This is a genomic window from Paenarthrobacter sp. 4246 (genome assembly GCF_040546855.1).
Taxonomy (GTDB): Bacteria; Actinomycetota; Actinomycetes; order Actinomycetales; family Micrococcaceae; genus Arthrobacter.
This window is the reverse complement of record NZ_JBEPOP010000013.1, coordinates 24,759-44,329: the sequence shown is the minus strand read 5'-3', so window position 1 is coordinate 44,329 and position 19,571 is coordinate 24,759. Positions and strand designations below refer to the sequence as shown.

The 19,571-nt window shown below is 62.9% G+C and carries 17 protein-coding genes and 2 tRNA genes; 13 read left to right on the top strand and 6 right to left on the bottom strand.

What is annotated here, in order from left to right:
• The first annotated feature begins 4 nt into the window (after window positions 1-4).
• Window positions 5-655 carry an alpha/beta hydrolase gene (locus ABIE35_RS20040; protein WP_354517626.1) on the top strand — a complete coding sequence of 217 codons (651 nt, stop codon included), beginning with the start codon at window positions 5-7 and terminating at the stop codon, window positions 653-655.
• 10 nt (window positions 656-665) lie between these two features.
• Here the strand turns inward: ABIE35_RS20040 and ABIE35_RS20035 are convergent, their stop codons facing one another.
• Window positions 666-893, bottom strand: a complete 228-nt coding sequence (locus tag ABIE35_RS20035; protein WP_062067368.1) for an RNA-binding S4 domain-containing protein — start codon at window positions 891-893, stop codon at window positions 666-668.
• A gap of 23 nt (window positions 894-916) precedes the next feature.
• On the opposite strand from ABIE35_RS20035, the gene ABIE35_RS20030 reads away from it, so the two are divergent.
• The 9 genes from ABIE35_RS20030 (at window position 917) to ABIE35_RS19990 (ending at window position 11,004) form a co-directional block, all read left to right on the top strand.
• Complete coding sequence (locus ABIE35_RS20030; RefSeq protein ID WP_354517624.1) at window positions 917-1,921, top strand: DMT family transporter; 1,005 nt, start codon at window positions 917-919, stop codon at window positions 1,919-1,921.
• A gap of 155 nt (window positions 1,922-2,076) precedes the next feature.
• Window positions 2,077-3,462 carry a glycine--tRNA ligase gene (locus tag ABIE35_RS20025; protein WP_207596944.1) on the top strand — a complete coding sequence of 462 codons (1,386 nt, stop codon included), beginning with the start codon at window positions 2,077-2,079 and terminating at the stop codon, window positions 3,460-3,462.
• Between the two features lie 2 nt (window positions 3,463-3,464).
• Window positions 3,465-4,427: a GNAT family N-acetyltransferase gene (locus tag ABIE35_RS20020; RefSeq protein ID WP_354517623.1), complete on the top strand. Its 963-nt coding sequence runs from the start codon at window positions 3,465-3,467 to the stop codon at window positions 4,425-4,427.
• A 128-nt stretch (window positions 4,428-4,555) separates the two neighbouring features.
• The gene (locus ABIE35_RS20015; RefSeq protein WP_354517622.1) at window positions 4,556-6,055 is read left to right on the top strand and encodes a YibE/F family protein; all 1,500 of its coding nucleotides are present in this window, start codon (window positions 4,556-4,558) and stop codon (window positions 6,053-6,055) included.
• Window positions 6,056-6,177: 122 nt separating this feature from the next.
• The gene (dusB, locus tag ABIE35_RS20010) at window positions 6,178-7,359 is read left to right on the top strand and encodes a tRNA dihydrouridine synthase DusB (RefSeq protein ID WP_014921229.1); all 1,182 of its coding nucleotides are present in this window, start codon (window positions 6,178-6,180) and stop codon (window positions 7,357-7,359) included.
• 64 nt (window positions 7,360-7,423) lie between these two features.
• Window positions 7,424-8,740 (top strand): deoxyguanosinetriphosphate triphosphohydrolase, encoded by a 1,317-nt coding sequence (locus tag ABIE35_RS20005; protein WP_354517621.1) that lies wholly within the window; start codon window positions 7,424-7,426, stop codon window positions 8,738-8,740.
• 59 nt (window positions 8,741-8,799) lie between these two features.
• The gene (gene dnaG, locus ABIE35_RS20000) at window positions 8,800-10,689 is read left to right on the top strand and encodes a DNA primase (protein ID WP_354517620.1); all 1,890 of its coding nucleotides are present in this window, start codon (window positions 8,800-8,802) and stop codon (window positions 10,687-10,689) included.
• Between the two features lie 53 nt (window positions 10,690-10,742).
• Window positions 10,743-10,815 (top strand) — tRNA-Asn (locus tag ABIE35_RS19995).
• Between the two features lie 116 nt (window positions 10,816-10,931).
• Window positions 10,932-11,004 (top strand) — tRNA-Asn (locus tag ABIE35_RS19990).
• Between the two features lie 48 nt (window positions 11,005-11,052).
• On the opposite strand, the gene ABIE35_RS19985 is transcribed toward ABIE35_RS19990, so the two are convergent.
• The 5 genes from ABIE35_RS19985 to ABIE35_RS19965 form a co-directional block, all read right to left on the bottom strand.
• Window positions 11,053-11,460: a hypothetical protein gene (locus ABIE35_RS19985; protein ID WP_231341051.1), complete on the bottom strand. Its 408-nt coding sequence runs from the start codon at window positions 11,458-11,460 to the stop codon at window positions 11,053-11,055.
• A 43-nt stretch (window positions 11,461-11,503) separates the two neighbouring features.
• Window positions 11,504-12,787 carry an alpha/beta hydrolase gene (locus ABIE35_RS19980; protein WP_354517619.1) on the bottom strand — a complete coding sequence of 428 codons (1,284 nt, stop codon included), beginning with the start codon at window positions 12,785-12,787 and terminating at the stop codon, window positions 11,504-11,506.
• 22 nt (window positions 12,788-12,809) lie between these two features.
• Window positions 12,810-15,308, bottom strand: a complete 2,499-nt coding sequence (locus tag ABIE35_RS19975) for a bifunctional lysylphosphatidylglycerol flippase/synthetase MprF (RefSeq protein ID WP_354517618.1) — start codon at window positions 15,306-15,308, stop codon at window positions 12,810-12,812.
• Between the two features lie 125 nt (window positions 15,309-15,433).
• Window positions 15,434-15,613, bottom strand: coding sequence for a YMGG-like glycine zipper-containing protein (locus ABIE35_RS19970; RefSeq protein WP_089594322.1), 180 nt, complete (start codon window positions 15,611-15,613; stop codon window positions 15,434-15,436).
• Between the two features lie 23 nt (window positions 15,614-15,636).
• Window positions 15,637-16,866 carry a multidrug effflux MFS transporter gene (locus tag ABIE35_RS19965; RefSeq protein ID WP_354517617.1) on the bottom strand — a complete coding sequence of 410 codons (1,230 nt, stop codon included), beginning with the start codon at window positions 16,864-16,866 and terminating at the stop codon, window positions 15,637-15,639.
• A 174-nt stretch (window positions 16,867-17,040) separates the two neighbouring features.
• Between ABIE35_RS19965 and ABIE35_RS19960 the strand changes: the two genes are divergently transcribed.
• From ABIE35_RS19960 to ABIE35_RS19950, 3 genes are read left to right on the top strand one after another with little or no spacing between them, the layout of a single operon-like run.
• Window positions 17,041-17,889 (top strand): phage holin family protein, encoded by an 849-nt coding sequence (locus tag ABIE35_RS19960; protein WP_354517616.1) that lies wholly within the window; start codon window positions 17,041-17,043, stop codon window positions 17,887-17,889.
• A gap of 48 nt (window positions 17,890-17,937) precedes the next feature.
• On the top strand, window positions 17,938-18,561 hold the full coding sequence (locus ABIE35_RS19955) for a CDP-alcohol phosphatidyltransferase family protein (protein WP_354517615.1): 624 nt from the start codon (window positions 17,938-17,940) through the stop codon (window positions 18,559-18,561).
• The gene (locus ABIE35_RS19950) at window positions 18,561-19,466 is read left to right on the top strand and encodes a DMT family transporter (RefSeq protein WP_354517613.1); all 906 of its coding nucleotides are present in this window, start codon (window positions 18,561-18,563) and stop codon (window positions 19,464-19,466) included. The genes ABIE35_RS19955 and ABIE35_RS19950 overlap by 1 nt, the downstream gene beginning before the upstream one ends.
• Window positions 19,467-19,571: the final 105 nt, after the last annotated feature.

Sequence of the window (19,571 nt, the reverse complement as noted above, 5' to 3'; positions counted from 1 at the left end):
AACCATGACTGAAGCTCCTGCATTTCCCGCGCCCGTTGTCCTGTGGTCCCACGATGAAGCTGAGCGTGCCGGCAAACCGCTCCTGGTCCTGCTGCACGGTTACGGCTCCAATGAGGACGACCTTTTCAGCCTGGCAGGGTTGCTGCCTGACGGATTTGTGGTGGCGGCCCTTCGTGCGCCGATGCCCATGGGACCTGGCTTCACGTGGTTCCCGCTCACGGCATCCATCGATTACTCCTTGGATGCCGTCAAACTCGCGGCCGAGTACGCCCTGGAATGGCTGGACACGGTTAAGGCAAACCACTCGTCGGTGACGCTTTTGGGCTTCTCCATGGGTATGGCCATGGCCACCACCATGCTCCGCTACCGTCCCGCGGACTTTGCCGCCGTCGTCGGGCTTTCAGGCTTTGTGATCGACGCCGGTGGCGACGCCGCGTTCAAGGACGACGAGCTGGACGGTTCGATGCCGATGTTCTGGGGCCGTGACCAGCAGGATCCTGTCATTACGCCGGACAAGATCGACTACACCATGGGCTGGGTCCGCAAGCATGTGGACCTCACCAAGGTCCTGTACACGGGCATGTGGCACGGCATCAACCAGCAGGAGATCGGACACGTGGGCGAATTCCTTACCCACAGGGTCCTCACCGACTGAGCCCGGTGGGTCAGGCGGCGGTGATCCGGACGGTCTGTCCGTTGACGGTTACGGTATCGCCCACATGGAGTTGGCGTCCGCGGCGGTCATCAATTTCGTTGTTGACTTTGACCAGTCCGTTCTTGATGAGCTCCGTGGCTTCAACGCCGTCCTCCACCAGGTTGGCAAGCTTCAGCAGTTGGCCAAGGCGGATCATGTCATCGCGGATGGGGATCTCTTCAATTTCGGGATTGCTCATAGAGCAATGATGCCTGAAGTAGTGTGGTGACGGTGCCGCAGCCTTCTCCCCGTCCTACTCTTCCGCTCGCCGTTGGCCTTCCTATCGCCGTAGCAACGGGCTTGGTCATCCCGCTTCAAGCGAGGATCAATGGGGCCCTTGGCGCAAAATTGGACGACGGCATTGCCGCGTCAGTCGTGAGTTTCACCACAGGGCTCCTGCTGATCGCAGCCATTTCACTGGCAACCCCCGGAGGGAGGGCCGGCCTGCAGCGCATCATTCCCGCTGTCCGGAACCGCAGCTTTCCCCGCTTCTATGTCATGGCCGGTGCCATCGGTGCGTTGTTCGTCTTTGCCCAGTCGTTCACGGTCGCGTTGCTCGGTGTTGCGCTGTTCACCGTCGCGGCTGTCACCGGCCAAACGTTGAGTGGTTTGCTCGTGGACCGCATGGGAATCGGCCCGGGCGGGAAACGCGCCATCACCGGGGTGCGGGTCCTTGGCAGTATCCTCACCGTTGCAGCCGTCGCCTGGGCTGTTTCACCCCGGTTCGGGGGCGACGCCGACGTCGCCTCGCTGGTGCTGCCGGTCCTGCTGCCGCTGGCCGCTGGTTTCTTCATGAGCTTCCAGCAGGCCATGAACGGAACCGCCACAGTTCATTACGGGACACCCATCGCTGCCACGCTGGTGAACTTCGTTGCCGGGTCACTCATTTTGTGGATCGCATGGATCATTAAGCTGGCCGTTGCCGGGCCGGGAAATCCGCTGCCCGGTGAGTGGTGGTACTACCTTGGTGGACCCATGGGCTGCCTCTTCATTGGACTGGCAGCGCTGCTGGTCCGAAGCCTGGGCGTCCTGATCACAGGTTTGGGCATGATTGCCGGGCAGTTGGTGGGATCCTTGGTGCTCGACGTCGTGATCCCCAGTCCCGGCGCGGTGGTCGCCTTGCCCACGGTGCTGGGTACAGTACTGACGCTCGCCGCGATCATCGTGGCCACGTTGCCCTGGCCCAAGGGAGCTTTCGCACGAAGATCAACGGCCAAAGGCCGGTAGGGTAAGTATCGGACAGTATTTTCGTGTACTTCCCACAGTAGAACGCAGTAACAACAGCAACTTTCCCCAGCACCCCGCCGGACAACCTCGTCCGGATCCGGGGCAAACCACCGCGGACCGCACCCAGCGGCCCTGTAGAACAAATGGAGTTACCCATGGCAGCAAAATCCGTCCTTGACCAGGTCATTTCCCTCTCCAAGCGGAGGGGCTTTGTCTTCCAGGCCGGTGAAATCTATGGTGGCTCCCGTTCTGCGTGGGACTACGGTCCCCTTGGCGCGGAACTGAAGGAAAACATCAAGCGCCAGTGGTGGCAGAGCATGGTCCGCGGCCGCGAGGACGTTGTAGGCCTGGATTCTTCGGTCATCCTTCCCCGCCAGGTATGGGAAGCATCCGGCCACGTGGAGGTCTTTTCCGATCCGCTCGTTGAGTGCCTCTCCTGCCACAAGCGCTACCGCGCGGACCACCTCGAAGAAGAGTACGAGGAAAAGAAGGGCCGCCCGGCAGAAAACGGCCTGGCGGACATTGTCTGCGCCAACTGTGGCACCCGCGGTCAGTGGACCGAACCCCAGGAATTCTCCGGCCTGCTCAAGACTTTCCTCGGCCCGGTGGCCAGCGAAGAGGGCATGCACTACCTGCGTCCGGAAACCGCCCAGGGCATTTTTGTGAACTTCAACAACGTCCTCACCACCTCGCGGAAGAAGCCGCCGTTTGGCATTGGCCAGATCGGCAAGTCCTTCCGCAACGAAATCACGCCGGGCAACTTCATTTTCCGTACCCGCGAATTCGAGCAGATGGAGATGGAGTTCTTCGTCGAGCCCGGCACCGATGTTGAGTGGCACCAGTACTGGATGAAGGAACGCATGTCCTGGTACACGGATCTGGGCATTCGCGAGGATAACCTCCGCTTCTTCGAACACCCGCTGGAGAAGCTCAGCCACTACTCCAAGGGCACCACTGACATCGAATACCGCTTCGGTTTCCAAGGCTCCGAGTGGGGCGAGCTCGAGGGCATCGCCAACCGCACCGATTTTGACCTGTCAACGCACGCCAAGGCATCCGGCACGGACCTGAGCTATTTCAATCAGGCCACCAACGAGCGCTACACCCCGTACGTGATCGAGCCTGCCGCAGGCCTGACCCGCTCCTTCATGGCCTTCCTGATCGACGCCTACACCGAAGACGAGGCACCCAATGCCAAGGGCGGCGTCGACGTCCGTACTGTCCTGAAGCTGGATCCGCGCCTGGCCCCGGTCAAGGCAGCTGTCCTGCCGCTGAGCCGTAACGAGGACCTGTCCCCGAAGGCCAAGGCGCTGGGCGCCCAGCTGCGCAAGAACTGGAACATTGACTTCGACGACGCCGGCGCAATCGGACGCCGCTACCGTCGCCAGGATGAAATTGGTACCCCGTTCTGCATCACTGTGGATTTCGACACCTTGGAAGACCAGGCCGTCACCATCCGTGAACGCGACACCATGAGCCAGGAACGTGTGTCCCTGGACAAGGTTGAGGGCTACCTTGCGGCACGCCTGATCGGCGCCTAGCCATGGCATTGGAGTATCGCGAATGGAAGGAGGGCGACGACCTCGCCCTCCTGGAAATCTGGGGCGGCCCGGAGACCCTTCCCGCTGAGCAGTTCCGTGCGGCCCTGGCACCGTCCAGCAACCAACCCTGGCGCCGCTGCATCGTGGCCGAAGACGTGGTGGACGGTGTACGGATCCCGGTAGCCGCCGGCGTTGTTCATGAGGCGTCCCTGCACCCCGAACGACTCTGGGCGTATATAGAGGTTGCCAGGGACCACCGCCGTGAAGGCGTAGGCGCCACCCTTCTGACCATGCTTCGGCGTGAAGCCGGGAACTCGCCATCGGGCGTTTCCAAGCTGCGCAGCAAGGTGGAGCCGGGCACTGCCGGTGCGGCCTTCGCTGCGGCAGCGGGGCTTGGGCCCATCCAGCGGTCGCAACTGGTGGTGGTGGAACCGGAACCACTGTCCTTGCCGCGGTTCGGTGACGGTTCCGAGGAAGCCGCGTCCGAGCGCGTGGAGGACTTGGCTACGGGTTCGGTTGAGTTGAGTGACGTTGTGGGCAAGTACTACTCGCACGTTCACCACTGGGATAGCCCTGGGGAGCTCAGCATCGCCACAGTGCAGCGCTTGTTCCTTCATGACCTGACCGGAGCCCACGGCGCGATCGTGCTGCGCGCGCCCAAGGCCAGCGCTTTTGGCCAAGGCGTTCCAGCAACACGCAAGGGCAAAATCCAGGCTTTCGCCATCAGCTATGCCCAGGGCAACTCGGACGAACCGTCGGATGTCTTCCTGGGGCATGACCCCCAGCTGTCAGCCGACGATGCAGCGGCGGCGGTCCGGGATCTCTTGGCGCTCATCGCTTACCAGCACCCGGTGCTGCTGGAAGTGGACGAATCCATGACGGCTCTCCGAACGGTACTGGGTCCACTGCTGGAATCAGGCAAGGCCCATGTGCGCGGCGCGGATACGTTGATCGTCAGCGATTGACCAGAATTTGTCCACGGGATCCCGTGCTGCCTGCATTCTGCGGGCGGCACGGGATCTTTGGCTTTACGGCTGAACTCTGCGGTCGGCCTGGTCCCGCGTAGGGTTAAGGGCATGAGGTTTTGCTGCTGATGGGCCACGGTCACTCCCACGGACATTCTGAAAGTTCCGAGCCAACACCGCAGGCCCTTGCCTCGCGAAAGAGGGCTAACTGGATTCTGGCGGCCATACTGGTTCCACTGGGCGTCCTGACGCTCGTGGCAATGATGGTCATGTGGCCTTCCGGAAGCCGGGAAGGAATCACGTTCTCGAGCCCCTACCAGGCTGCTCCGGGTGTTACCTTCGATACCGGGCGGATCCAGAGCGTTGTGGTGGAAAGCTGCACGCAAACGGGCCAAACCGACACGGGACAGCCCAACACCGGACAGCCCAACACCGGCCAAACCGACCCCAACCAAGGCGGGCAGGCTGGCGGTTCGCAGTGCACCTTCGCCTTCACCGAGCCGGACAAGGGCGGTGACGTGGTCAAGGTGGTCATCAACCCTGACGTGGCCATGTCCCACGGCGTGGATGTGGGGGACTCCATCAGGTACCTCAATCTCTCTGCCGTCCAGGGAACGAACGCGGGGAGCGGAGCTCCAGCCTTCGTCTTTGTAGATTTCGTCCGCAGCATCCCCATCGCCATCCTGGCCGTCCTCTACGCAGTGATTGTCATTGCCGTGGCCCGATGGCGTGGCTTCCGGGCGCTGCTTGGCCTGGTGGGTGCCTACTTCGTCCTGGTGAGCTTCATCCTGCCGGGTCTGGTGGAGGGCAAGCCACCGCTGCTGCTGGCGTTGGTGGGCTCAACGGTGATTATGATCGGGGTCCTGTATTTCGCGCATGGATTCTCGGCGCGAACATCCACGGCTTTGCTGGGCACCATTTTTGGGCTCAGCATAACCGCGCTGTTGGCGGCCTGGGCTACGGACGCCGCCAACCTTGCAGGGGTGGGAAACCACGATGCCTCCACTCTGGTGAACATGTCACCCCAGATCTCCATCTCCGGGATCATTCTCTGCGGCCTCATCATTTCCGGCCTTGGCGTGCTCAACGACGTCACCATCACCCAGTCATCTGCCGTGTGGGAATTGTATGAACTGGCGCCCAACACCACGGCCCGCAAGTTGTTCACCTCGGCCATGAGGATAGGCCGGGACCACATCGCCTCCACGGTGTACACCATCGCCTTTGCCTACGCGGGCGCCGCCCTGCCGATTCTCATCATCGTGATGCTGTACGACCGCCCGCTGGCCGAAGCGCTGACCAGCGCCGAGCTGTCCGAGGAAGTCATCCGGACCCTGGTGGGATCCATCGGCCTGGTCCTCGCGATCCCCGTCACCACGCTGATCGCTGTCCTGGTGGTCAAGGCCACCGGCATGAAGCGCCTCGCCACCGCGGGCGGGCCGACAGTGACTGCCGACGAGCTGAACGATACCGGTGCGCTGGCAGCAGCCGCCGCCGTCGCGGGTTCCGCCCCGCAGGTCACGCACGACGCCGGTCCCAGCCTTGACGCTCCCGGCCAGCCGGCGCGTCCAGGGAGCCGCCGCGCGCAGCGGGAAGCGGAGCGGCATGGCAGGGATGAAGCAAAGTAGGGCGTGATCGTGCAGGTCTTTGCTGCACCCGCTGGACTGCGCGGAGACTGGCGAACCCGGTGTACTGCCCAAGGAGGTGGCGGGATTCCCGCCGATTTGCCTCGCTTTGCAACAATGGATAGGTGACTGTAGTAGCAACGCCCCCCGCACCAAAGCTCGAGCTCCCGCCCTTGAAGCTCGGCGGGATTACCGTGGACACCCCGGTAATCCTTGCCCCCATGGCGGGCATCACCAACTCGGCCTTCCGCAGGCTCTGCCGTGAATACGGTGGGGGCATGTACGTGGCCGAGATGGTCACTTCCCGAGCCCTCGTGGAACGGACGCCGGAATCACTGCGCATCATTTCCCACGATGAGGACGAGAAAGTCCGTTCCGTGCAGCTCTACGGTGTGGATCCGGTGACGGTGGGTGCCGCGGTTCGAATGCTCGTGGAAGAAGACCGCGCGGATCACATCGACCTGAACTTCGGCTGCCCCGTACCCAAGGTCACCCGGCGCGGTGGCGGCTCAGCGCTCCCGTGGAAGATCGATCTGTTCACGTCCATCGTGCAGACGGCGGTCAAGGAAGCGTCCAAGGGCGGAATCCCGCTGACCATCAAGATGCGCAAGGGCATCGACGAAGACCACCTGACATACCTCGACGCCGGCCGCATCGCCCGCGACGCAGGCGTGGCCGCCGTCGCCCTTCATGGACGCACGGCCGCCCAGTTTTACTCCGGGCAGGCCGACTGGTCTGCCATCGCCCGTCTCCGCGAAGCACTTCCGGATATCCCCGTGCTGGGCAACGGCGACATTTGGTCGGCCGAGGACGCCGTCCGCATGGTGCGCGAGACCGGTGTGGATGGCGTGGTGGTTGGCCGCGGTTGCCAGGGCCGTCCGTGGTTGTTCGGGGACCTGCAGGCAGCTTTCGAAGGCAGTGACCAACGGCACCGCCCCGGACTCCGCGAAGTGGCTGAGGGGGTTTACCGGCACGCCGAGCTCATGGTGGAGACCTTCGGCAACGACGAATACAAGGCGCTCCGCGAAATCCGCAAGCACATGGCCTGGTACTTCAAGGGCTACGTGGTGGGCGGCGAGCTCCGCGCCAAACTGGCTACGGTTCCCACCCTCGAGGTGCTGCGCGAATACCTCGATGAACTGGACATGGACTCGCCCTACCCGGGTGTCGATTCAGAAGGTCCCAGGGGCCGCGCCGGCTCGCCCAAGAAGCCGGCCCTGCCGAAGGACTGGCTGGTGAGCCGTCAGCTGAACGCTGAACAGAGCGCGGATATCTCGGCTGCGGAGCTGGACGTTTCGGGCGGCTAGCCTCACACGTGTAAGACTGACTCAAGAAGCTCCACACCCTGGCGCTTGAAGGAGGCAGATACCCATGGGAACCGAAGCGATACTTGGCCACGACGGGACGGCCCACGATTTTGTGCTGGCCATCCCCGGTTACGCCGAGGCAGATTCCGCGCGGTGGGTTGAAGAGCCGCGCAAGAGCAACTATCGCTCCGATTTTGAACGGGACCGAGCCAGGGTCCTGCACTCTTCGGCCTTGCGCAGGCTCGGTGCAAAAACGCAGGTTGTTGCCCCGGACACTGATGACTTTGTTCGAACCAGGCTGACCCACAGCCTGGAAGTGGCCCAGGTGGGTCGTGAACTGGGACGTTCCCTTGGTTGCGATCCGGACGTGGTGGACACCGCGTGTCTGAGCCACGACCTCGGCCACCCGCCCTTCGGCCACAACGGCGAGTCCGCGCTGAATGAAGTGGCGCACACCATTGGCGGTTTCGAAGGCAACGCCCAGACACTGCGCCTGCTGACCCGGCTCGAACCCAAAGTGCTCGCCGAGGACGGAAGGCCGGCAGGGCTCAACCTGACCCGCGCGAGTCTCGACGCCGCGTCCAAATACCCGTGGTCCGCCGTCGACGCTCCCGTCATCCATGGCCACCGCACCAGCAAATTCGGCGCCTACGAGGACGATCTTCCGGTCTTTGAATGGCTGCGAGAGGGCGCCCCCGGGAACCGCTCCTGCATCGAGGCCCAGGTGATGGACCTGGCGGACGACATTTCCTACTCGGTCCACGACGTCGAGGACGCGATCGTAGCCGGTCACTTCCAGCTCAAATGGATGGACAACCCGGACCATCGGGCGCGCGTGGTGGGTTACACCAAACAGTGGTACCTGCCGCACAACGACCCCGCTGAAATCGATGCCGCCCTGGCCCGGCTGGAAGCCACCAAGGTCTGGGTCCGCGAAGCGGATGGCAGCCGTAAGTCGATGGCCGCCCTGAAGGATATGACCAGCCAGTTGATCGGCCGGTTCTGCCAAAGCGCCATGGAAACCACGCGGGCCCACTTTGGCCCGGCAAACCTGACCCGCTATGACGCAGAGCTCATGGTTCCCGAGGACACCGTCACCGAAATCGCGGTGCTCAAGGGCTTGGCCACCACGTTTGTCATCTCCACCGACCACCGCCAGCCCGTCTACGAACGCCAGCGCGAAGTGCTGCACGCTCTGGTGGGTGTTTTGAACGCCTCCGGCGACCGCCATCTGGAGCCGATGTTCGCCGCGGACTGGCGTGACGCCGCCGACGACGGTGCCCGGTTGCGCGTAGTGATCGACCAGGTTGCATCGCTGACAGACGTCTCCGCGCTGGCCTTCTACGAACGCCTCGTAGGCAGCCTTCCGTCCCTCTGGTAACTCCGGAGCCGCTGACGTTAACGGCGGGGACTCTTGGGGCAAGCGACTAGGATGGTGACGTGGCTGGCCTGATCAAACGTGAAGATATCGACGAAGTACGCCAGCGCACGGACATCAAGGAAGTCGTTGACGGTTACGTCACCCTCAAGGGCGCTGGGCTGGGCAGTTTCAAGGGCCTGTGCCCCTTCCACGACGAACGCTCGCCCTCCTTCACGGTTCGCCCGCAAGTGGGCAGGTACCACTGCTTTGGCTGCGGCGAGGACGGCGACGCCATCTCCTTTGTCCAAAAAATGGACCACAGCTCCTTCCACGAGGCTGTTGAGAAACTTGCAGCCAGGATCGGCTACGAACTGCGCTACGAGGATGGCGGCACCGGCCCCAGCCGTGAGGAAGTGGGCAAACGCCAGCGCCTGCTGGACGCCCACAAGATCGCCGATGAGTTCTTCCGCGCCCAATTGCTGACCCCCGGAGCGGCCGAAGGACGCAACTTCCTCTTTGGCCGCGGTTTCGATCGTGCGGCCGCAGAACACTTTGGGGTGGGCTATGCACCTCAAGGCTGGGACGCATTGCTGAAGCACCTCCGTGGACGCGGGTTCACGGATGCTGAGTTGAAACTCACAGGGATGTTCTCCGAAGGGAACCGGGGCATCTATGACCGCTTCCGGGGGCGGCTCATCTGGCCCATCCGCGACATTGCAGGAGACACCATTGGATTCGGCGCCCGCAAGCTCTACGAGGACGATCAAGGCCCCAAGTACCTGAACACGCCGGAAACCACGCTCTACAAAAAGTCACAGGTCCTCTACGGGATCGACATCGCCAAGCGAAACATCGCCAAGGAACGGCAATTGGTGGTGGTGGAAGGGTACACGGACGTCATGGCCTGCCACCTCGCAGGAGTCACGACGGCGGTGGCCACCTGCGGTACTGCGTTCGGCACCGAACACATCAAAGTAGCCCGGCGGCTGCTTTCGGACGACGGCAGCGGTGGAGAGGTCATCTTCACCTTCGACGGCGACGCCGCAGGGCAGAAGGCTGCCTTGAGGGCCTTCGAGGAAGACCAACGGTTCACGGCTCAGACGTACGTCGCCGTGGAACCCTCCGGTGCGGATCCTTGCGATCTTCGCCAACTCAAGGGCGACGCCGCCGTACGCGACCTCATCGGTGCCCGGAAGCCCCTCTTTGAGTTCGCCATCCGGGCCACGCTTCGCCGGCACAACCTGGACACGGTGGAAGGCCGTGTGGCGGCGCTGCGCGAAGCCGCCCCCGTGGTGGCGCAGATCAGGGATTCCGCCACGAGGCCCGGCTACACGCGCAACCTGGCCGGCTGGCTTGGTATGCCCATCGAGGAAGTCAGCAGTTACGTCGGGGCGGCCGCCAAGCGCGCAGCATCCGGCGGCAGTGCCTCAGCTCCGGCCGGCCCAGGCGGGCAATCGGCCGCGGCAGCCCCGCCGTCGAGCAGTCCTGTCTTTCAACGGCCCGATCCCAGGGACCCCATTGCCGGTATGGAACGCCAGGCGCTGGAAGTCGTCCTCCAGGAGCCGGGGGTGTTGGGCGGGGGAGCATGGGAGCGTTTCGAGGCCTCGCACTTTGCCACCCCTGCGTATGCGGCGGTCCATACGGCCGTGCGGGCTGCCGGACTTGCCCACGCGGCTGATCCTGTGGCGTGGGTGGAGCAGGTACGCCAGGAAGTTCCCGAACCTTTGCGGCCCTTGGTGTCCGAGTTGGCAGTGACACCCTTGCCCGCCAGTACGCCGGAGGCCATGCAGCGGTACTGCCGCGACATCCTGGCCCGCCTCTTCGAGCTGCAGATCACCCGTATCAAGGCAGACAAGATGGGCCAGCTTCAACGCCTGGACGCAGGAGCCAATCCGGAAGAATTCCAGCGGCTGAACCGCGAGTTGATGGTGCTGGAAATGGAGCGCCGATCCTTGCGATCGGACGGCTGAGAACCTCGATTTCGTTTTCCGGCGGGCCCCTGTTAAGCTAGTAACCGCTTCATTCCTCCGTAGCTCAATTGGCAGAGCATTCGACTGTTAATCGAAGGGTTACTGGTTCAAGTCCAGTCGGAGGAGCGCACAATACCCCCGTTCCGAGCTTTCGGAGCGGGGGTATTTTTATACCCCCGAGGGGTATCCGGAGTCGATTTCGCATTCCGGTAGAACCTTTGCTAAAGTCATAACCGCTTCATTCCTCCGTAGCTCAATTGGCAGAGCATTCGACTGTTAATCGAAGGGTTACTGGTTCAAGTCCAGTCGGAGGAGCATCAGGACCCCGCACCAGCTTCACGCCGGTGCGGGGTTCACTTTTTCTTACACGAAATCCATCTCCACCTGCAGGAACCGGGCGGCCTCGGCCACAGCTGCCAGGAACGAATCCTGCTCAGTGGGCGGGGTCCTGGGTTCGCGGGGATGCCACTCGTGCGGGGCTGAATAGACGCGGGTGAAGCCGCCACCGGGCGGGGCATAGAAGATTCCGAATCTCTGGACCGGCCACTCAGGGGAGGTCTCCGGCGCAACCAGCAGGGCGGCGTCTGCCTCGGGGTTGTACCACTGGGCGATGGGTCGGCGGCGGTCGTCCGTGAACAGGCCTGCGGCGTAGAGGGCAGCCGACTGGGGGCTGGTCACCGAGCACAGGCGGTCCCACCACAGCGGCAGGATGCGTTCATCCCGACGCTGCCACGGTGCCGGAAGCGGCTGCAGCTCTTGCCAATGTGGCACACCCCAACTTTATCGCCGGTTCGGTGCCTACAACAGGGGAGTCCTAGCGGGAGAGCCCCAGCCGGGGGTAAAGCACCTCGAAACCTTTGGTCAGGCCCGCGTTGAGGGCCAGTCCCACGTGGCCGCCGTTGGGGACCTCGTAATAGGTCACCGTCATTCCTGCCGCCTGTGCCGCGGCGGAGACAGCTTTCGCGGCGGCCACATACGTTACGTCGTCGGAGCCGACAGTGAAAACGGCTGTCGTATCAGGGAACTGCTTGCCCTTCATGATGTTGATGGGCTTCTGGGCGTCGTAGTCGGCCTGGTTGCCGCCGAAGATGGTTGCGAGGTTCCCGGCGGGGTCTTCGGCTCCCGGGAACTCTTCGCCGGAGATGTCCACCACGTTGCCCCACATTTTCGGGTACTTGACGGCGAAGGAGATGGCGCACTGGCCGCCATTGGAGTAACCGGCGATGGTCCAATGCTCCCGGTCCGGGAGGATGGTGAGGTTGGCTTTGGCCCAGTTCACTACGTCCTCATTGATGTACTTTTCTACGTTGCCGTACTTGGCGGTGTCCAAACAGAGGTTGTCGTTCTCATCCGGGCCGATCTGGTCAGCCACGATCGCAATCGGCGCCAGGCCGTTGTTCTTCGCCGCGAATTCATCCAGTGCTGCCGAGACGTACTGGGGGTCGGGTAGGCCGGGTTGGCCCATCATCAGGACGAACAAGGGAAGCCGGGGAGGATTGTCCGTCAGGGCTGCGGGAGGCAGGTAGATGCCGGCCGGCCTGGCGTCGAATCCGGAAGCCGTTGCCGGTATCACCTGGGTGCCCACCTTGCCTTTGGAGGGCATGGTGGCCGGGGGTTTCCAGCTCTGCCAGAGGGGTCCTGCCGGTATGGAGGCGTCCGGGTTGGGCTTGTTCAACTGGATGGCACCCTCAGTGGAAATTCCCAGGGCCGAGCCCAGGGTCTTGTTCAGCCCGAACTCGGTGTTGATGCCCAGCCCCGCGACGAGGACAAAGACGGGGATGGAGACTGCAGCCACCACTTTCCGCCACGCACGGCTGTGGCGGAAGCTGACCACGGACAGTCCCAGCGCGCCGAAGCAGGCGATGGCCCAGAACCACACGCGCGGAGTCAGGCCAACATGGAAGACGTCCATGACGTCCTCGATGATCCACACAGTCAGCCACCCCAGCAGCGCAGCGGCCACAATGGCAATGATCGCGGTCAGCGCCCACCGGGCTGACGGCCTGAGGAAAAGAACCAGGAAGAACACGACGCCGGTTGCCCCGGCAATGGTCATGACCACTGGGCCGCTGATCTCAAGTTTCAGGAGGTCGTCCATGGTTAGGAACTCCGAGTGCTTCTCATGCTGCGGGTTCCCTGGCAACCATTTGGCGCAGGAGGCCTGCGCTTTGCGCGGGGGAGAGGCCCGGCAGGTAGGCGGAACCAACAGCGATACCAATGGATGGCAACGCCAAGGGGTCCTGGTAATACATGTATAGGGTGCGGTGCTCCGGCTGGAACCGCGACTTGAAGGCGGCCAGGGACTTGAAGCCGTACATGGGCTCCAGAGCATTGCCGAGCAGCGCCAGGACACGGTCCAGGGAGCGCCGGTCACCCTCCGCGGTGTCAGCCCCGGTATTGGCCAGAGGTGAGCCGGACAGGGAGATCTGGGGTACGTCTTCCTTGAAGTGGGTTACGGCCGAGGCGATAAGGAACTCCATGACTCCCTTGAAGCCGCTGGTCCGCCGCCGCATGAAGTCCAAGGTCCATCCCGAAATGACGCCGTTGCGGAACACGGGCAACCAACTGGTGACTCCATGGACCAAGCCCTGATCGTCCAGGGCCACGCAGCAGAGGACTTCGGGATCTTTCAGCTCATTCAGGCCTCCCAGGGTGAAACCCATTTCGGGCAGGGCTTTGTCCGCGACCCACTCTTCGGAGATCTCTGCCAGTTGAGCCCTGACGCCCGGCGGCATCCCCTGGTAGGGATACCAGTGGTCCTTGATGGACAACTTCTCTGCGCGGTTCAGGGCGGTGCGCACGTTCTGCCATTCCTTGCCCTTGAAGGTCATGGCCTGGACGTTGAGAAGGGTCTCTTCCGCCACTTCAAGCTTGCGGAACCCACGGGGGAGGAGCGGGCCGTCCAGTTCTGCGGTGGCTGAGTAGAAGCACGGGGTGAGTCCCAGGCCGGCGCAGTGCTTCAGGAACCCCGCGGCTGCGTCCGCGTGGTGCTCTTCAGCCCCGAAGGGACCCGCAACCGTCAAAGCCACGCCGTTGTGCACCTGATACGCAACGCCGGCCTTTCGGTCCGGCGTGAACCAGTACTGGTTGTGGTCCCACAAGGCCATCCAGGACAGCGTGCCGCCGCCGTCATGGAGCAACTCGCGGGTGTGGCCCAGATCAGCCTCCGGATCCATGGCAAGCATCCTGAACCGCCGGAAATTGTTAAGGACCAGCACCAGGATGCAGAGCCAGATGATGTCCCCGCCCAGTCCGTACACCACGGTGCTCAGCAGGCCTTGGGGGAGGGCCACCACGAACGGAACAGGGAAGGGGACCAGGATGTGGGTCAGCTGCCCCGCAAGGTCCCACAGAGTGGAACGTCCCGGATTGCCTTCGACGAACCAGAACGCCACATAGAGAACTATTGCAGCGACAGCCAGGATCAGTGAGGTCCTGCCCAGGACCCTGTATCCGGCGTCGCTGGATTCCACCCGGAACTTGTGGCGGTTGGCCAACAGCAATGCCACGATGATCACCGGCGCGAGGACAGCCGGAACCGCATAGAGCAGGAGGTAGCCGAAATCGTCATCGCCCAGAGAGACGTCCGGATCAGTGATGTATTGGACGATGGACAGGATCGTCACTGCTGCGAGGTACGCCTGGATCACCAGTGTCAGGCGGTAGGCGAGCCGGCGGCCGCGGCGGAGTCCCTCGGCGCAAACAAGCAGCAGGAGGACCGGAATCAGTGTCAGGATTGCTGCGCCGAAGCTTTGGACGCCCACGATGCCCTGCAACGTGACGCAGTTGGTGTCGTTGTTGCAGGCCTCCTTGACTTCATCGGCGTCCGGGCTGGCTTGGAGCATGACGTCCGAGACCACGGAGAGGGGGCCTATTTCCCACGTGCCGGTGAGTTGTGTGAGCAAAGGGCCCACTGCGAAGACACCCACCACAGTGCCGACCAGAAAGCGGGTTTCACGGAGGGTCGATGAGTGCAGTGATCCTGCCCTGCGGCGGAGCACCAGGGACTGGACGGCCCAGCCCGCCAGGATGCCGATCACGGCTCCGGCCAGCGCCTGAAGGGTTTGGGCCACTCCCACAAACAGGGCAAACATCAGCGTCGCGGCCAGCAGCCAAGTCCTCAGCCGACGACGCCAGAGGGCGTCCAGTGCCGCCGTCGCGCATCCCAGCGCGGCCGCAGCGCCGCCGTAGGCGCCAACAACGTATTCGCCGCCCAGGAAGCTGAGCCACTGATCGCTGGCATCGGTTCCGAACGCAACCAGCGCCACCAGAACCAGGGCGCTGAGGGCCGAGCCCGCCACGAACGCTGCAAGCGCCAGCCATGGGCCCATGACACGCTCGGCGATTCCCACTCCCACCAGGATCGCGGCCGTGCAGGCGAGGTAGTCCAACAGGGAAGAAGCAAAGAACGCCGACGTGAAGATTGACCACCAAGGCCCTGGCTCCACTGCCAATCCCAGCCCCACTTGGTCCAGCAACGCCTCGCTGGGTCCATTCAACAGGCTTCCTGTCGCAACCCCCAGGATCAACAGCAGTGCTGCCAGGCCCAGCGTCAGGGGGAGCCGGCGAACCGTCGCCAATCCGCGGACACCGCCCCGCAATCCACCAGCCGCGCTCATGTGATGTCCCCTTCACCGGTCCGGCACCGGTTAGCCCGGCTGGCCACCATTCTGCCTTGCGGGACGCTGTAAGGGGAGAGGCTGGAGGGTCCCGACGGCGGCGGGTCGCGTTTGGTGCCGTGGGCCTAGTCCCGTTTCCAGGGGCCGGGGTTCACCCGGTAAAGGACGGCGGCGCCAATCACGGCACCGAGAATCGCGCCGAACAGGGCACTTCCCGCGGCGCGGCCGATGAGCGCGCCGGCAGTGGCGCCAAGCAGGGCGCCGAGGAAGAGGCCCCTGCCGTTGCGGTGCGGTTTCTTGGTCATGGTGTCAGCCTACGGGTGGCTTCCTAATGGATGGAGGGAACGGTGCGGGGCCGGACCACCAGCCAGAGTGCGGCGATGGCACCGGTGATGCACACGGCCATGACGGAGCCCATGGGAACAGCGGAACTGACGCCCAGCCAACCCACTACCGGCGGGACAATTCCGGCCATCATGAACTGGGATGCCCCCAGGAGGGACGCTGCCGTGCCGGCCTGGGCTCCGTGATTGGCGAGGGACAGGACCTGGACGCAGGGGAACATGAAGCCGGTGGCGCAGATGTAGAACCACAACGGAATGAGGATGCCCCACAAGCCCATGTGGAACAGGTCTAGGACAACGATCACTGAGGCCATGAGGAGCATGAAGAGCGTGGCTCCGGCCACAATCCATTGCGGTGCCACCCGCCTGATCAGCCGGGAACTGATCTGAACGCCGGCCACAATACCCAGGGAATTGACGCCGAAAAGGAGCCCGTATTCCTGGGGCGAAAACCCGTACACATTCTGGAACAGGAAGGTGGACGCGGACAGGTAGGCGAACAAGCCACCGAAGTTCAGGCTTCCCACCAACACCATCCCCACAAAAATCCGGTCAGTGAGTACGGTCTTGTACCGTTGCCGGACCGTGACAGCGGACTTCCCCCGCTGTTCAGCAGGGAGTGTTTCCCGGATGAAGAAGATGGACGCCGTGATCACCAGCAGGCCGTAGATAGCAAGGAAGTAGAAAATACCGGGCCACGGGAAGACCAGCAGCAACTGCGATCCGATAACAGGGGCAAGGATAGGAGCCAGGCCGTTGACCAGTGACATCCTCGAAAACATGCGGACCATGGAATAGCCGTGGAAAAGGTCCCTGACCATGGCCATGGCCACTACGCCGCCGCCTGCGGCGCCGATGCCCATGAGGACACGGAACAGGGACAGCATTCCGATGTCTGTTGCCAGCGCTGCCCCGAGCGAGGAACCGATGTGGACGGCGGTGGCAAGGATCAGGGGGAGCCGGCGCCCTACTTTATCGCTGAAGGGACCCACCACCAGTTGGCCTAGCCCGAAGCCTACGGTGGTTCCCGTCAGGGTGAGTTGGATGGCCGCAGCCGAAACGTCGAAACTCTCCTCCAGCGCCGGGAACGCCGGGAGGTAGAGGTCGATCGTGAAGGGACCCAGCGCAGTCAGCGCACCCAGCAGGAGAATGTAGACAAGTTTTTCGCGTCGGCTCAGGGAGTCGCCCGGAGCAATGGGAGAGGTCACGATCATCTATCCTATGGCCCGGATCATATTTATTGGGCGTATGACAGGCGCGCCGCAGTGTGGTCCCGAAAGTTCAGCAGGAACCTGAATGATAGCTTTGAGGACAGGTGTCCGCGGTGAGAGATTTCAGTCCGCGTTCGCCCCACACGATGCCCAGAGGAAAGCAGTTAGGCGGAACCCATGAGTGGACGTCACACCGGCCGGACCAGTCAAGGACCTGCCATTCGTACTTTGCCGAAGACCCTCAAGCTCGTTGCACGGTTGGCCCCACGGCAAATCAACGACGAAATTGCCTTGGCAAAGGTGGAACTCAAACGCAAGGCTACCCAGGTTGGAATAGCCGGCGCCTTCTTTGGCGTGGCCCTTGTCTTCCTTTCGCTGTTGGTGATCGCCCTCGTTGTCGCCGCCATTCTGGGGCTGGCAACCATCATGCCGGGATGGCTCGCAGCGCTGATCGTCGCAGCGTTCTTCTTGATTATTGTGGCCATTTCATCCCTGATTGGAATCGCCAAGTTCAAGAAGGCCATGCCCCTGGTACCCGAGGACACCATCCGGGGCATCAAGCACGATCTTGGAATTGCCAAAGAGGGCTCAGCCTTCGATGAGTCCATCCTCGATCCCAACTCGCCCGCTGCCAAGGCGGCCAAGGCCGAGAAGGAAGCTGCAGCGGAGAAGGCCAAAGCAGAGAAGGCTGCGAAGGAAGCGGCCAAGGAAGCGGACGCCGTCAAGGCACCCACGGAAGCGGAGCTTCGCTCGCGCCTGAAGAAGCGCCGCGAACACCTGACGGGGGTCCGCGACGAGCTCGGCGAGCAGTTGGACGTCAAAAAGCAGGGGCAGGCCCTGCTAAACAGCGCCGGCGGAAAATTCCAAGAGGGCAAGGAGTTCGCTGCGGCGAAGCTTGCCGACCTCGGAGACTCCGTCCCCGAAAGCCTCACCGAGCGGCTCGCGGCCCGGTGGAAGGACCTCGCCGCGTTTGCCACTGCTGCAGTGGTCTTCGTTGTTGCCCTGCGGAAGCTGCTGAAAAAGTAGGCAGATATCCGCAACGCCAAACACTGACAACGAGGAAGGGGGACAGACGTGAAATTGATCGGTGCTGGTTCGAACCCTGACCGGCCGCAGGTTGACCACGACCTCATCTTCACTGTCCCCAACATCCTCACGGTCCTCCGCTTCATGGGGGTCCCGCTGTTCGTGTGGCTCGTTTTGTCGGAGCAGGAGTACGGCTTTGCGGTCCTGGTGCTTGTGATCATGGGCAGCACCGACTGGGTTGATGGCTACATCGCCAGGCGCTTCGACCAGACCTCCAAGCTGGGCCGCATCCTGGATCCCATGGCCGATCGGGCCGCGCTGCTGGCCGTTGCCTTCACTTTGGCGATTGCCGGCGTCGTGCAGTGGTGGTACCTGGCCGCGCTGTTGGTTCCGGACGCGATCCTGGCCATTGCTTCCCTGATCTACTTCCGCAGCCACCCGGACCTTCCAGTGAGCGTCATTGGGAAAATCCGCACAGCGCTGTTGCTGCTCGGCACTCCGTTGCTTGTCCTCTCCAAATTGCCCATCCCGTTCACTGAGGTCTACTTCGTTGCAGCGTGGACGTTCCTGGGCTTCGGGCTGCTGGGACACTGGATTGCGGCGTACAACTATTTCTGGGCCATCTTGCGTAAGGGAAAAGAACTGAAAAACGACGACGGCGGACACGACTGATGGTCTGGTTGGCGGTTTTCCTTGCGGTACTTGGTGCCTTCTTCCTCGCCATAGGCGCCCAACGGCAGGGCAGCGCAGTTAAAGCCGATACCGGCGGCCTGGCGCTGAGCTCCAACGGTTTCCTGAGGCTGCTGCGGAATCCCCGTTGGATGCTCGGGCTGCTCTTCCTTACCCTCGGGATGGGGATGAACGCCATCGCCCTGGTATCTGCACCGCTCACCGTGGTGCAGCCCATTGGTGCCATTGCGCTGGTGATCACCACGGTGGTCAATGCCAAAGACCAGGGTCTGAGCATCAACCGTGCAACTGTTGTGGCCATCAGCGCATGTGTCACGGGGTCGGCATTGTTCGTGTTGCTGGCCGTCTTCGTCACGCAGGAGAACCATCACGTCACCGGCGAGGACGAGCTGACCATTGTTCTCCTTCTGGCTCTGGCTGTGGGGATCTTCGGGACTTTGGCGGTCCTTTTCAAACACCGGATGAGTGCCTTCGTCTACATCCTGGGGGCTGGTGTCCTGTTCGGTTTTGTTGCCGTCCTGACCCGCATTATCGGCAAGCACCTGCTGGATCCCAACGGTTTGTTCCTGCTTAACGTCCAGTGGTACACCCTGATAGCGATCGTGGCAGCGGGGGGATTGGGATCCTGGTTCGTGCAGAGTGCCTACTCCGGTGGCCCACCGGACCTGGTCATCGCCGGACTGACCGTTATCGACCCCATGGTGGGCATCGCCATCGGCATTGTGATCCTTGGTGAGCTTCGTCCCGATGTCCACGCCGTGATGGCCATCGCCATGGCTGTGGCCGCTACGCTTGCTATCGTGGGGGTTATTGCCCTGAGCCGGCACCATCCGGAAGTCACCAAACGCAAGAAGGACGCAAAGGCGGCTGCCGCCAAAAAGGCCTAGGGCATAGCTGTACCTTGCGCCGCCGCTGCACGCGGACCGGCAACCCGGCGACACCGCAGTATTGCCACAGGCAGTGCTGTCCGCACCGTGAACATCAGGAGTTCT